We start from the raw sequence: 13,073 nt of genomic DNA, 5'->3' as shown, positions 1-13,073 counted from the left end.
CGCCCCATACCCCTGACCCCCAAGCAAAAGCCCCCACCAAAACTCTCTGTCAAAGCCCCCACCAAAACCCCCAGTCGAAGCCGCATTGCTATACTGACCGGATTGGGCGCTTATAGGTTCCCATAACAGCTAAAGATTGGGGACCCCACATGAAAATACTGGTTCTCGGCGCAACCGGCCGCACCGGCCGCCTCTTCATCCACAAAGCCCTCGAGGAGGGGCACTCGGTCACCGCCTACGTACGCAATCCCGATAAGGCGCTAACACTTTTGGGAACCCACCCGAACCTCACGATTACTCCCGGCGACCTCAACGATACCGAGCGGCTCACCGCAGCCTCCGCAGGGCAGGACGTCATGGTCAGCATCCTGGGCCAGAAAACCACGGTACGAGAGTTTCTCTCCTCCACGTTCATGCAGGAGCGCCTGCCCCTCATCATGGAGGCGGTCACGGGCGCAGGCGTGAAGCATTGCGTTCTGATGAGCGCCTACGGTGTGGGCGATACGGTACGGACCGCGTCCCTGCCCATGCGCCTGGTATGCAAGGCCATCATGCGCGGCATTTTCACCGACAAGGTTAAGGCGGACGCCCTGGTTGCCGAGTATCAGCCGTATATTTCGCGTGCTCATCCGGGCAGACTAACCGATAAGCCCGGTAAGGGCGGAGTGAAGGTGTTTGATATGGCGAGCGTCGAGCGAACTCCGGGTATCCCCACGATTGCCCGTGAAGACGTCGCCGATGCGCTACTCACTATCGCCAAGAACCCCCAGAATGCGGGCACAGATTTTCTGGTGACGACTGGGGACGCTGTCCTACGCTCGCCTCAGAAATAAACCGGTAGGCTTAATGACATGACGACTACGAACACCTTCCCCGCCGCCATTCTTTTCGACCACGACGGAACCCTCGTGGACACCGAACCCGTATGGGCTGCCGCAAAGGTTGCTCTCGCTGCAGAATTTGGCGGCACCTGGACTGAGCAGGACACCCTCGACTGCCTGGGCCTGTCAATGAAGTTCACCTTGGATCGCCTACGCGAGCGCGGCGTCGACCTGCCCGACAAGCAGATTAACGATTTGCTCGTGGGCAAGGTGCGCGAGGCTCTTTCCCACCGAGAGGTTGAATTCCTGCCGGGCATCGAACCCTTCCTGCGCGAGGTGCGCGACGCACACATCCCCGCAGCTATCGTCACGAACGCCACCACCTCCATTGCGCGCCGCACCGCCGATGCCGCACCCGAGGGCACATTCTCGGTCGTTATTGGCAACGACGAGACCACCCACCCCAAGCCCAATCCGCAACCCTACCTTTTGGCAGCCGAGCGCCTGGGCGTTGACCCGACTCAGTGCGTGGCAATCGAGGATTCCCCCTCGGGTGTGCGCAGTGCAACCGCGGCGGGTATGCGCGTAATCGTGGTGCCGGGCGAGCTGGACGTTCCGGCAGAACTGGGCACCGCACGCATGAGCCACGAGGAGCTGAACCTGGAGGCGGTTCGCGCGCTAGTGAACCAGTAGGATTCCACTACACCCCATCATGTGACGATTTATTACGAATTACTCATAATAAAGATTGACATTGGGTTCCCAGGATGGTTAACTCGATAGTGACGCTTCGACTCGGGCGACGGTAACCTCCGCGGGCCGAAACGAACTGTAATAGCACGACGCGACATCTCAAAGGAGAACGCATATGGCATTCGCAAAGTACACCGCTCCCGGCCTGACCCTCGAGACCGGCAAGGAACTCTCCGACGTCCTTCAGGCTCGTCTGCACGACCTGAACGATCTGCACCTGATTCTGAAGCACGCCCACTGGAACGTGACCGGCCCCGGCTTCATCGCAGTTCACGAAATGATTGACCCCCAGGTCGACACCGTTCGCGAGTTCGTCGACGCTATCGCAGAGCGTATGGCAACCCTGGGCGCAACCCCCAACGGCCTGGCTGGCGCGCTGGTTGCACAGCGCCCCGTCGAGGATTACCCCGTTGGCCGCGCACGCGTTGCCGACCACCTGCGCGCCCTGAACGACGTGTACACCCGCGTGATTGAGGCTCACCGCAAGGCTCTGGCCTTCGCGGGCGAGGCCGACCCCATCACCGAGGACCTGCTGATCGGCCAGACCGCCGAGCTGGAGAAGTTCCAGTGGTTCATCCGCGCATTCCTCGAGAACAGCGCAGGCGAGATCTCCGAGTAAAGCTGGCGATAATCGCTAAATTCATCCCGGCCGCTACCGGCCGGCTGAGCGCTCCCGGCCCATAGCCGGAATAGCTGCTTACCTTCGGGCAGGCGTTCCCACACACTGCGTGGGAACGCCCGCCCGTTTGCACACCCGCGTCGCGCTATCTACCCCTCTTTCCCGCAGCCTACCAACCGCATCGTTCCGGCACTTCGACCAGGAAAGATTCCTCGACGCGGGGGCTCCCAAAAGTACGTTGGGGCGAACTTCAACACCCGGTGGAGCCGTCCTAGATTTCCGATTCCAAGTGCTTTACAGTGGTTCACTGGTCAACACAGATTTGAACGCATTATCAGCGCGCGCGGGGCCGGACGCACCGCACGCACCGCATCCGCGGAAGGGATTTATGAGTACGCACGCACCCTACGAGCACGGCGCTGAAACCGAGATGCTCCAGAGCGAGCCGGCACGCCACCGGGCGGTTACCGACCCGACCCCGGCGCAGATTAAGCGTTGGCGCCGTTACCTGGCCGACGAGGAATCCGAGGCGCGCATCTATCGCTACCTGGCGAAGCGTGCCGAGGGTACCGACCGCGAAATCTTGCTGCAGGTGGCGGAGGCAGAAAAGCGTCACCAGCAGCACTGGCGTGACATGCTCGGCGAGCACGCGAATGTGCACATGCGCCCGTCCATGCAGTCTCTGGTGTTGCAGTTCTTGGCGAAGAACTTCGGTTCGGTGTTTATTCTGGCGATGGCGCAGCGCGCGGAGTCCCGCTCCCCTTACGCTGAGGACCCGGACGCTACCGAGGAAATGGCGGCTGACGAGGCGATTCACGAGGAAATTATCCGTGCCCTGGCGACCAGCGGCAGGGAGAAGCTTTCGGGTAATTTCCGTGCGGCGGTCTTTGGCGCTAACGACGGTTTGGTATCAAACCTGGCGTTGACTATGGGTATTACCGCCTCGGGCGCGTCCAGCTCGATGGTTCTGCTCTCGGGTATTGCGGGTCTGCTGGCGGGTGCACTGTCGATGGCGGCGGGTGAGTTCGTGTCGGTGCGCTCTCAGCGTGAACTGCTGGATGCCTCCCAGCCGACCCAGGTTACCCTGCGTGTTGCACACGATTTGGATTTGGATTCGAACGAGCTGGAGCTCATCTACCGCGCCCGCGGCATGGACCCGGAGGCTGCGCATCACCGTGCCCTGGAGCGTTTCGGCTACCTGGACTGCGATTGCGATCCGTCCCTGTCGCATCATGACGATGATGAGCGCGAGGAGAACGTGGCTCTGGGCACCGATATTGGTGCCGCCGCGGCGTCTTTCTCGTTCTTCGCCTCGGGCGCGCTGATCCCGATCCTGCCCTATATCTTTGGCATATCGGGTGTGGGCGCGATGATCTTGTCCCTGCTGTTCGTGGGTGCGGCGCTGGGCCTCACCGGCGGCGTGGTGGGCCTGCTCTCGGGTGCGTCCCCGCTCAAGCGCGGTATTCGCCAGATTCTGATTGGTTACGGTGCGGCGTTCGTGACCTATCTGCTGGGTTTGGCGTTCGGTACGACGGTCGGCTAACCTCATCCTCTACATAAGCTTTAGACAAGTGTATATAGCCGCTCAGGTATGCTCTACACTCCCCCGTGAGTGCCGCATTCTGAGCATACAGAAACCCCCGACGAGTGAGTTGAACTCACCCGTCGGGGGTTTCTTTACGCCTTTACCCGAAGCTCTTACGGGTTAGCCCGATTACGGGTGAATCTCCGCGGTGGTGGCCTGACCGGAAACGCTCTCCGAACCGCTCGCGCCGTTGCTCGAGTAGGTCAGGTTTGCGACCTGCACGCTGGAGGTCTGCTTGTACGAAATCCAGCCGTCGTTCGCCGGGAATCGCAGCTGCGCCGGCATGAAGTTGGTCTGGCTGTAGTACTTGGTGCCGGACTGCTTCATGGTGTACGCCTTGCTGGTGGTGTAGACGATACGACCCTTGAAGGTGTAGGTGCCGTCAGAGTTTTTGGTGACGGTCGGTACTTCTGCGGTCCAGGTGCCAGCGGTCTGCGCGACGGACAGGTACTTCGCCTGGCCTGCTGATGCGACCAGCTCGGTGGTCTTACCGGTCAGCTGGCGGCTAGAGGGGCTCCAGGACTGGCCGTTGATCTTGCCGAGCTTGGTCAACGACTGGGCGCTGGCGGAGACGGTGTACTCAACCTCGGTCACGAAGGTCGCACCCGCTGCGAGGGTGACGCTGCCGCCGGGGATGTAGCCGGTGCCGGTTGCGGTGTCCTTGGTCGGTACGGACCACCAGAAGCCGCTGGAGGACATGTATGCGCCGTTAGCGCCGGTCTGGGAGTTGGTGACGGGGGTGAACTTACCTTCGCCGTTGACGTAGGTGGTGTACTTGGGCTTGGAGGTTGCGTCGTCCCAGTTGATGTCGGAGTCGGGGTTGGTGGTGGCGGTGAAGTGCGCCTCGGGGGTCGCCGGGTTGATGGTGCCGGTGTTGTTGGAGGACGCGTAGCCGACGTAGCCGCCGTTGTTCTGTACGCTGACGTACACACCGTACTGAACGCCGGGGGTTTCCTTGGATGCCGCGTATGCGGGAACGGCTACGGAGGCCGCGACGACGGGTGCGGACCAGACGCCTGCCTTGGCGATAGTGCGGCGAGAGATGGGCTGGGTCATGAGTGTGGTGATCTCCTGTGAGTGGTGGTGTTTCTTGGAGCCACTCAGAATGATTCTGACTAGGCTCAATGCACTCCAGTATACAAAGGTTGAGGTTATATCTGCACCTTAATTAGGGCGGATGTGCACAATCTTACTTTCTGTCGCAAGTTCTACCGCTATGGTTCAAACACCTCAAAAGCACCCTCAAATCCCAGCACTGTTCGACAGCTGGAGCGGCTCAACCCTCCTCTTTTCCCCGGCGCATCCCCAGCGCCTCCAGTATTTTCCAGCACGCTGTCCCGGTTGAGCTCCCGGTTAAAGCACGGATGCCGGCAGTCTTTCGACTACCGGCATCTGCCGCAATACTATGCTGTTTACTTCGCTGCGAAGATTTCGCGCATCAGGTTTGCAGCCTCGGAGGGGGTCTTACCGACCTTCACGCCTGCTGCTTCCAGAGCTTCCTTCTTCGCCTGAGCGGTACCGGAGGAACCGGAGACAATAGCGCCCGCGTGGCCCATGGTCTTACCCTCAGGAGCGGTGAAGCCTGCAATGTAACCAACGACGGGCTTGGTCACGTTTGCCTTGATGTACTCTGCAGCACGCTCCTCAGCGTCACCACCGATCTCACCAATCATGACGATTGCCTCGGTCTCGGGGTCAGCTTCGAAAGCTTCCAGAGCGTCGATGTGGGTGGTGCCGATGATGGGGTCGCCACCAATACCGATAGCGGTGGTGAAACCGATGTCGGAGAGCTCGTACATCAGCTGGTAGGTCAGGGTACCGGACTTGGAAACCAGACCAATCTTGCCCTTGCCGGTGATGTTCGCCGGGATAATACCGACCAGGCACTCCTCGGGGGAGATGATGCCGGGGCAGTTGGGGCCGATGATGCGGGTAATCTGCTTGCCGTTCTCGTCCACGGATGCCTTAGCAGCCGCCCAGAACTCTGCGGAGTCCTGAACCGGAACGCCCTCGGTGATGACGACGACGAGGCCAATCTTAGCCTCGATAGCCTCGAGAACTGCTGCCTTGGTGAAGGCCGGGGGAACGAACACGATGGAGACGTTCGCGCCGGTCTTCTCCATGGCCTCAGCCACGGTACCGAACACGGTCAGCTCGATGTCCGAGCCGTCCTTCGCCTTGTGGGTGACGGTAGTGCCGGCCTTGCGGGCGTTCACGCCACCCACAATGTTGGTGCCAGCTGCGAGCATGCGTGCGGTGTGCTTGGTACCCTCGCCACCGGTGATGCCCTGAACGATGACCTTGGAGTCCTTGTTCACAAAGATAGACATATTACTTCCTTGAAATCCTTTGCTGGCGATTACGCCTTGTGAGCGAGCTCTGCTGCCTTGTCAGCGCCGGAGTCCATGGTCTCAGCCAGAACAACCAGCGGGTGGTTCGCCTCGGAGAGGATGCGGCGACCCTCAGCAACGTTGTTGCCGTCCAGGCGCACAACCAGGGGCTTGGTTGCTGCGTCGCCCAGAATCTCCAGAGCCTTCACAATGCCGTCTGCCACTGCGTCACACGCGGTGATGCCGCCGAAGACGTTCACGAAAACGCTCTTGACCTGCTCGTCGCCCAGAATGATCTCCAGGCCGGCAGCCATAACCTCAGCGGACGCGCCGCCACCAATATCAAGGAAGTTAGCGGGCTTGACGTTGCCGTGGTTCTCACCAGCGTATGCAACGACGTCCAGGGTGGACATAACCAGACCTGCACCGTTACCAACGATGCCGACCTCGCCGTCCAGCTTCACGTAGTTCAGGTCGAACTGCTTTGCCTTAGCTTCCAGCGGGTTCTCAGCGGACTTGTCCACGAGAGCCTCGTGCTCGGGCTGGCGGAATTCTGCGTTGTCGTCCAGGGAGACCTTGCCGTCCAGGGCCAGGATGGTGCCCTCGGGGGTCAGAACGAGGGGGTTAACCTCAACCAGGGTTGCGTCTTCCTTGCTGAAGACCTCACCCAGCTTGACGAGGACGGGAACAACCTTCTCCTGCAGTTCTGCGGAGAAGCCTGCTGCCTTCACAATCTCCTCGGCCTTAGCCTGGTCCAGGCCGACCAGCGGGTCAACCTCAACCTTGGCCAGCGCCTCGGGACGCTCAGCTGCCAGCTGCTCAATTTCCATACCGCCTTCAACCGAGCACATTGCCAGGTAGGAGCGGTTTGCACGGTCCAGCAGGAGGGAGAAGTAGTACTCTTCAGCGATGTCTGCGCCGTCGGCGACCAGCACGCGGTGAACGGTGTGGCCCTTGATGTCCATGCCGAGAATTGCCTTAGCGTGCTCGTAAGCTTCTTCGGGGGACTTTGCGAGCTTCACGCCGCCGGCCTTACCGCGGCCGCCGGTCTTAACCTGAGCCTTGATGACGGTCAGGCCGCCAATTTCCTCAGCTGCTGCCTTTGCTTCTTCAGGGGTGGTCGCAACAATGCCCTTGAGCACGGGAACGCCGTGCTTGGCGAAGAGCTCGCGCGCCTGGTATTCGAAAAGGTCCACAGGTGTCCTTCTTCTTCGAAGTGGTGCCGAGCGCGGTGTACGCTCGGCCTGGTCATTAGAGGAGTATTCCCCATGTGCCCGCTACGGTGCGATAGGGGTTTCTCGCACCCGGCGCACGCGCATCATTGACGCGGGGAATTTCTCTCGTTTCTACTCTATCGGATTCGGCATGAGCTCGCACTCACGGAGCCCGAAATACGGGATTTTAGCGACTTAGGTCACAGATATTGCGGGGTGGATATCACCGCGTATCGCATGCCGGGAAAAGGTTTAGGAGCCATGCACCTAAAGCACGCGCAAGGCAGGGGCGGACACCATCGGATGCCCGCCCCTCCACGTTTATCACCGGGCAACGTTAGGAGACCTTCTCCAGCGGCGCGTAACGCAACAGCAGGCGCTTCTCTTCCGAACCGAAGCGCACCTTCGCCACGGTCTTATCGCCGCTACCCTCAACTGCGAGCACGCGACCCTCGCCGAACTTGGTGTGGCGCACGGTATCGCCAACCGCCAGGGTCGGGATTTCCTTACTCTGGTGCACGCGGGAACGGTTCGTCACCTTAGAGGAGGCGGTAGCCGCCGCCAGCCCGTAGCTCGCCGAACCGTTAATATCCGCGGTGGACGACTCGGAGCGGTGTGCGGGGCGGGACTCGTAGGGGTCGTATGAGCCGCGCGAGCCACCGGAACTGTAACCGCCCGAGTAGCTACCGGAACCGTAGCCGGACCGGGAACCGCCCGAATAGCCGCCACCGTACGAGTTACCGTAGGAGCTGCCGCGAGCGCCGTAGGCCCCCATGCCTGAGGCGCCGAAGCCAGAGAAGCCTGCGGTGCGCTTCCACTCGATGAGCTCCTCCGGGATCTCCTCCAGGAAGGGCGAGGGCGGGTTGAACTGGCTCTTACCCCACATCGTGCGGGTCTCCGAGCGGGTCAGGTACAGGCGCTCCATGGCGCGGGTCAGACCCACGTACGCCAGGCGGCGTTCCTCGCTCATTTCCTTCTCATCGGTCAGGGCACGCTGATGCGGGAACAGGCCGTGCTCCATACCGGTCAGGAACACCACGGGGAACTCCAGGCCCTTGGCGGTGTGCAGGGTCATGAGGGTGACCATGCCCTGTGCCTTCGCCTCAGCTGCCTCGGCGGCAATCTGTGCGGCGGAGGCGTTCTCACCGTCGGCGCTGGCGGGGCGGTTCGGGATCGAGTCGGCGTCGGCGACCAGAGCCACGTGTTCGAGGAACTGCTCCAGGTCGGCGCCGGGGTTCTCGGTCTCGAACTCGACCATGGCGTCAAGCAGCTCGGAGAGGTTCTCCACGCGCGATTCGTCCTGAATGTCCTTGGAGGCGCGCAGAGCCGCCAGGTACCCGGTCTGCTCCAGGACCGCCTCCAGGCAGGTTGCGGCCGGTTCAGTGCGGGCAATTTGCGCCAGGTCATCCATGAGGCGCACGAACTCGGCGTACTTCTTGACCGCTGCGGCACCCAGGCCGGGGATGTCGGCTGCCTGGCGTGCGGCGGCGTAGAAGGAGATGCGGTTCGCACTCGCGTACTCCGCCACCACGGACTCAGACTTGGCACCGATACCGCGCTTGGGCTCATTCAGGATTCGGCGCACGTTCACGTCGTCATCGGGGTTGCTCAGGGCGCGCAGGTACGCCAGGGCGTCCTTGATTTCCTTACGCTCGTAGAAGCGGGTGCCACCGACCACGCGGTAGGGCAGGCCGGCACGCATGAGCATGTCCTCGAGGGTTCGGGACTGCGCGTTGGTGCGGTAGAAGATTGCGACGTCACCGGGCTGCACGCCGTGCTCGTCGGCAAGGCGGTCAATTTCGCGGGTGATGTAGCGTGCCTCGGCGTGCTCAGATTCGGCGACGTAACCGATGATTTTGGCGCCCGCACCGGAGGCGGTCCACAGCTTCTTGGGGCGACGATCGGGGTTGCGTTCGATGACCGCATTCGCCGCGGAGAGGATGTTCTGCGTGGAACGGTAGTTCTGTTCCAGCAGGATCGTGTGGGCGTTCGGGTAGTCCTTCTCGAAGTCCGTAATATTGCGGATATCCGCGCCGCGGAAGGCGTAGATGGACTGGTCGGAGTCACCCACGACGGTCAGCTCGGCAGGGGGCACGGCGTCCGGGTAGGGGCCGCGGTCAGCCGGTACCTTCGTGTGGGCGCCGACCAACTCGCGCACCAGCTGGTACTGGGCGTGGTTGGTGTCCTGGTACTCGTCCACGAGGATGTGGCGGAACTTGCGGCGGTAGTAGTTCGCGATTTCGGGGAACTTCTTCAGCAGGAAGACGGTGCGGCCAATCAGGTCGTCAAAGTCGAGGGAGTTGGCGGCGCGCAGACGCTGCGTGTAGACGGTGTAAATCTGCGCGATGGTTTTCTCGTAGGGGTTATCGGAGGCCACGCGGGAGGCGAACGCCTCGGCGCTGACCAGCTCGTTCTTCAGCGCTGAAATGCGGTTGCCCACAGCCTTGGCGGTGAACTTCTTGGTGTCCAGGTTGAGCTCTTTAATGATGAGGCTCAGCAGGCGCTGCGAGTCGGTCGAATCGTAGATGGTGAAGGTGGACTTCAAACCCAGGGCGGCGGCCTCACGGCGCAGCACGCGCACGCAGAAGCTGTGAAAGGTCGAGATCCACATGTGCTTAGCGCGCGGGCCAACCAGCGCCTCGATACGTTCACGCATCTCGGCTGCGGCCTTGTTGGTGAAGGTGATGGCGAGAATCTGGCCGGGGGTCGCGCGGTGGGTTGCGAGCAGGTAGGCGATGCGGTGGGTGAGCACGCGCGTCTTGCCGGAGCCGGCGCCCGCGACGATGAGCAGGGGCGAGCCGGAGTGCAGTACGGCCTCCTCCTGGCGGTCGTTGAGCCCTGCGGTGAGGGAGGCGGGGTCTACGGTGCTCAGGCTGTAGGTGCGTTCACCGTAGGGATCGGCGGGGTCGAAGTCCTCGCCGTAACCGCCGACGCGGTAGGCGGGCGGCATAAAGTCGCCGAGCGGGTCGGCGGCGAAGGCTGCGGGCGCGCCGGGTTCGGGGGCGCTGGTAACGGGAGCGCTGTAGGCGGGCATGCCGGTGGGCAGGGCGGCGGGTACGTCCTGTGCGGGTGCCTCCATCACCGGAGCATCCATCACTGCGGCGTCCATGGGAGGCGCGTAGTAGTCGTCTTCGACAGGGGGTACGTCGTAGTACGGGTCGAAGGGCGGCTCGTCCGCCGGTGCAGGGTCAATTGGAGCGGGGTCTGCCGGTGCTGCGGGGGTGACGAGTTCGGCGGCGAAGAGGCCGTCCTGTTCGGTGAAGGGCTGCTTCTGCTGTTCGGGCTTGTCGCTCATCATCTACCTCGCTGCCTAGAATACACGTTCGATATTCCATGCTACCGCATTTACTCCCCCGCTCCCACCCGTTCGGTCACCCGGCCGCCCCTCGTTCACTCGGAGACGAGAAACCGCCCGCGCCTGCTAATGCAAGCGACGGGCGGTTCTGTCATATGTGTGCCCCCGAGACGATTCGAACGTCCGACACCTTCTTTAGGAGAGAAGTGCTCTATCCCCTGAGCTACGAGGGCGTACCTATCCAGTATAAAGCACCGCGCGTCGCGGGTCGGCACAGTGTTCAGAAACCTCTGCGGCCTGCGCGATTCGCCTCCACTCTGCGTTCACCGCCCGAAGACACCCGCACCCGGCGGCAGAACCGCTCCTACAATGTACGAATGAGCATCTACATTGACCCACCCGTCTGGCCCGCGCACGGCACCGTCTTCTCGCACCTCATCTCCGATGCATCCCTGGCGGAGCTACACGAGTTCGCTGCGGCGGCGGGCATCAGTGAGCGTGCCTTCGACCGCGACCACTACGATGTTCCGGCGCACCTCTACGACGAGCTGGTGCAGGCGGGTGCGAAGGAGCTTAGCGGCGCACAGCTGACCCGTACGCTCATTGCGAGCGGCCTGCGCATCCCGCTGAAGGAACGCCCGGAAAAGATTCGCCCGCGCCTGCTTCGCGCCTGGGAGGCGGCGTTTGCGCCTCGCCTCGAGCGTGCGGATGCGTCCGCCGAGTCGCGGGCCCGGCTCGTAACGCAGGTGGCTGAGTTGGGCGAGCACCTGATACAGGCGTGGGAACAGCCGCACCGTGCCTACCACCACAGCGGGCACCTTTCGCAGATGCTCTCCGACCTGGACCGTCTCTACGCACACCGCACGCAGGGTTCTACTCCCCTGGCGTTGGTTCTGGCGGCCTGGTTCCACGATGCGGTCTACGAGGGCGCGCCGGGTGAGGATGAGCGCCGCAGCGAACAGCTGGCAGGCGCCTCCCTGGAGCCGCTGGTCGTCGCTGGTCTGCTGAGCGAAGAGGAGCTACAGCTGGTGCGCCTTCTGGTTCGCGCCACGGCAGCCCACGAGTTGCCCAAGTCTGTCGACCTACCGGCGGGCTATGAGCCGGCGGATATTCAGTTTTTCCTCGATGCCGACATGGCCATCCTGGCGGCCGAACCGGCGCGCTACCGTCGCTACCTGCGCGGGGTGCGTAGCGAGTACTCCCACTTCGATGATGAGGCGTTCCGCACCGGCCGCACGAGCTTCCTGCACTCCGTCCTGGAGCGCGAGCGCATCTTTCTCTCCGAGCGAGCCCGCGAACTTTGGGAGGAGCCCGCACGGGCCAATCTGTGTGGGGAACTCGCCGAGTGGGACCAGGCCCCGCAGAAGCTCCTGCAGGCTCTCGCACCGTAGAGAAGCGGCCTCAACACGTACCGCCGAGTGTGCACGTGCACACTCGGCGGTATTCTGCGCGCTGAATGGGCACGCAAAAGGCGCCCACCCCGTGCGGGGTAGGCGCCTTTTCGAAGTATGTTGGGCTAGACCCAGCTCTGATGCGCTAAGGCTTAGAGAGCGGTGTAGTAGCCATCAACGGACATCCAGGAGGTGGGGTGCACCAGGGTACCGTTGGTGGGGTTCAGAGCGGAGATCATCTTACCATCACCCAGGTAGATACCAACGTGGCTGTAGCCGTTCTGGAAGACGATGTCGCCGGGCTGGGGGTTAGAGGTGGGGCGCAGCTCGTTCTTCATTGCGTAGGTGAAAGCGGTCAGCTTGATGCCGTGCTGAGCGAAAACCCACGAGGTGAAGCCGGAGCAGTCCCATGCACCGTAGCTCTTGCCGCCCCAAACGTAGGAGCCACCCAGACCGCTCATTGCGGTTGCGACGATTGCGTCGCGGGAAGCATTACCGGTGTTGGAGGAAGCAGCGGGAGCAGCCTGCTCCTGGGTTGCTACGGGAGCAACGTAAGCCTGCTGAGTCTCAGCCTGGGGTGCTACGTAGGTGGTCTCAGCTGCGGGTGCCGGAGCTGCTGCGGGAGCAACGTAGGTCTGCTGTGCCTGAGCCTGGGGTGCAACGTAGGTGGTTGCGGGGGTGGTGTAGCTGGTGTAGTCGAACTCGTAGTTGGTGTAGTCGTAGGACAGATCAGCTGCAGCGGGGATCTGTGCGAATGCGTTCGCGGGAACGGTCGAACCGAGCAGAACTGCGCCTGCTGCGAGGGTTGCACCTGCGGTACGTACGATCTTCTTAGCCATTGTTTCCTCCATTGCCTGACGAGGTGAGCTGTCGGGCTCGAGCATGGATTCGCTCGGCCACCGAAGTGACTTAGCCCCGAGGCTTCTCGAGTGAGAAGCCGTATCCCAGCTTGGGGATTGGGTCCCCCGCTTCTGCCATTCTGGGTAGACGTTCATCGAAGCGTTGGCAGAACTCAGCGGAACCGCTTCGACGGTGCCCTCTTACGTTGAGGATTTGGGCACAGAA

The 13,073-nt window shown here is 62.2% G+C and carries 10 protein-coding genes, 1 tRNA gene and 1 riboswitch; of the genes, 5 read left to right on the top strand and 6 right to left on the bottom strand.

Annotation, left to right across the window (positions count from 1 at the left end; genetic code table 11):
* Positions 1 to 149 precede the first annotated feature (149 nt).
* The 4 genes from ADJ95_RS00690 (at position 150) to ADJ95_RS00675 (ending at position 3,736) form a co-directional block, all read left to right on the top strand.
* Positions 150 to 833, top strand: a complete 684-nt coding sequence (locus ADJ95_RS00690) for an NAD(P)-dependent oxidoreductase (protein ID WP_049331571.1) — start codon at positions 150 to 152, stop codon at positions 831 to 833.
* A gap of 18 nt (positions 834 to 851) precedes the next feature.
* Positions 852 to 1,514 (top strand): HAD family hydrolase, encoded by a 663-nt coding sequence (locus ADJ95_RS00685; protein ID WP_049331570.1) that lies wholly within the window; start codon positions 852 to 854, stop codon positions 1,512 to 1,514.
* 175 nt (positions 1,515 to 1,689) lie between these two features.
* Positions 1,690 to 2,193 carry a DNA starvation/stationary phase protection protein Dps gene (dps, locus tag ADJ95_RS00680; protein WP_049331568.1) on the top strand — a complete coding sequence of 168 codons (504 nt, stop codon included), beginning with the start codon at positions 1,690 to 1,692 and terminating at the stop codon, positions 2,191 to 2,193.
* A gap of 388 nt (positions 2,194 to 2,581) precedes the next feature.
* Positions 2,582 to 3,736: a VIT1/CCC1 transporter family protein gene (locus ADJ95_RS00675; RefSeq protein WP_049331566.1), complete on the top strand. Its 1,155-nt coding sequence runs from the start codon at positions 2,582 to 2,584 to the stop codon at positions 3,734 to 3,736.
* 171 nt (positions 3,737 to 3,907) lie between these two features.
* Here ADJ95_RS00675 and ADJ95_RS09550 read toward each other — a convergent pair whose 3' ends face one another.
* The 5 genes from ADJ95_RS09550 to ADJ95_RS00650 form a co-directional block, all read right to left on the bottom strand.
* Positions 3,908 to 4,834 carry a hypothetical protein gene (locus tag ADJ95_RS09550; protein ID WP_049331563.1) on the bottom strand — a complete coding sequence of 309 codons (927 nt, stop codon included), beginning with the start codon at positions 4,832 to 4,834 and terminating at the stop codon, positions 3,908 to 3,910.
* 356 nt (positions 4,835 to 5,190) lie between these two features.
* Positions 5,191 to 6,108 (bottom strand): succinate--CoA ligase subunit alpha, encoded by a 918-nt coding sequence (sucD, locus tag ADJ95_RS00665; protein WP_049331561.1) that lies wholly within the window; start codon positions 6,106 to 6,108, stop codon positions 5,191 to 5,193.
* Positions 6,109 to 6,137: 29 nt separating this feature from the next.
* On the bottom strand, positions 6,138 to 7,304 hold the full coding sequence (sucC, locus tag ADJ95_RS00660) for an ADP-forming succinate--CoA ligase subunit beta (protein WP_049331559.1): 1,167 nt from the start codon (positions 7,302 to 7,304) through the stop codon (positions 6,138 to 6,140).
* Positions 7,305 to 7,659: 355 nt separating this feature from the next.
* A complete protein-coding gene (locus tag ADJ95_RS00655) occupies positions 7,660 to 10,620 on the bottom strand; it encodes a UvrD-helicase domain-containing protein (RefSeq protein ID WP_049331555.1) in 2,961 nt (986 codons plus the stop codon).
* 157 nt (positions 10,621 to 10,777) lie between these two features.
* Positions 10,778 to 10,850 (bottom strand) — tRNA-Arg (locus ADJ95_RS00650).
* A 144-nt stretch (positions 10,851 to 10,994) separates the two neighbouring features.
* Here ADJ95_RS00650 and ADJ95_RS00645 point away from each other — a divergent pair.
* On the top strand, positions 10,995 to 12,008 hold the full coding sequence (locus tag ADJ95_RS00645) for a DUF4031 domain-containing protein (RefSeq protein WP_049331552.1): 1,014 nt from the start codon (positions 10,995 to 10,997) through the stop codon (positions 12,006 to 12,008).
* A 152-nt stretch (positions 12,009 to 12,160) separates the two neighbouring features.
* Here the strand turns inward: ADJ95_RS00645 and ADJ95_RS00640 are convergent, their stop codons facing one another.
* Positions 12,161 to 12,847, bottom strand: a complete 687-nt coding sequence (locus tag ADJ95_RS00640; RefSeq protein ID WP_049331550.1) for a C40 family peptidase — start codon at positions 12,845 to 12,847, stop codon at positions 12,161 to 12,163.
* Positions 12,847 to 13,007: riboswitch (cyclic di-AMP (ydaO/yuaA leader) on the bottom strand. Its footprint overlaps the gene before it by 1 nt.
* Between the last annotated feature and the right edge of the window lie 66 nt (positions 13,008 to 13,073).

This window comes from Rothia mucilaginosa (assembly GCF_001061665.1).
In the GTDB taxonomy this organism is placed as follows: domain Bacteria; phylum Actinomycetota; class Actinomycetes; order Actinomycetales; family Micrococcaceae; genus Rothia; species Rothia mucilaginosa_A.
The sequence above is the reverse complement of the archived record's forward strand: the minus strand, read 5'-3'. Positions and strand labels throughout refer to the sequence as shown.

Excerpts from the sequence above, each read along its gene's own strand:
- ADJ95_RS00690 (WP_049331571.1), top strand. The coding sequence starts at position 150 with ATGAAAATACTGGTTCTCGGCGCAACCGGCCGCACCGGCCGCCTCTTC.
- ADJ95_RS00685 (WP_049331570.1), top strand. The coding sequence starts at position 852 with ATGACGACTACGAACACCTTCCCCGCCGCCATTCTTTTCGACCACGAC.
- dps (WP_049331568.1), top strand. The coding sequence starts at position 1,690 with ATGGCATTCGCAAAGTACACCGCTCCCGGCCTGACCCTCGAGACCGGC.
- ADJ95_RS00675 (WP_049331566.1), top strand. The coding sequence starts at position 2,582 with ATGAGTACGCACGCACCCTACGAGCACGGCGCTGAAACCGAGATGCTC.
- ADJ95_RS09550 (WP_049331563.1), bottom strand. The coding sequence starts at position 4,834 with ATGACCCAGCCCATCTCTCGCCGCACTATCGCCAAGGCAGGCGTCTGG.
- sucD (WP_049331561.1), bottom strand. The coding sequence starts at position 6,108 with ATGTCTATCTTTGTGAACAAGGACTCCAAGGTCATCGTTCAGGGCATC.
- ADJ95_RS00655 (WP_049331555.1), bottom strand. The coding sequence starts at position 10,620 with ATGATGAGCGACAAGCCCGAACAGCAGAAGCAGCCCTTCACCGAACAG.
- ADJ95_RS00645 (WP_049331552.1), top strand. The coding sequence starts at position 10,995 with ATGAGCATCTACATTGACCCACCCGTCTGGCCCGCGCACGGCACCGTC.
- ADJ95_RS00640 (WP_049331550.1), bottom strand. The coding sequence starts at position 12,847 with ATGGCTAAGAAGATCGTACGTACCGCAGGTGCAACCCTCGCAGCAGGC.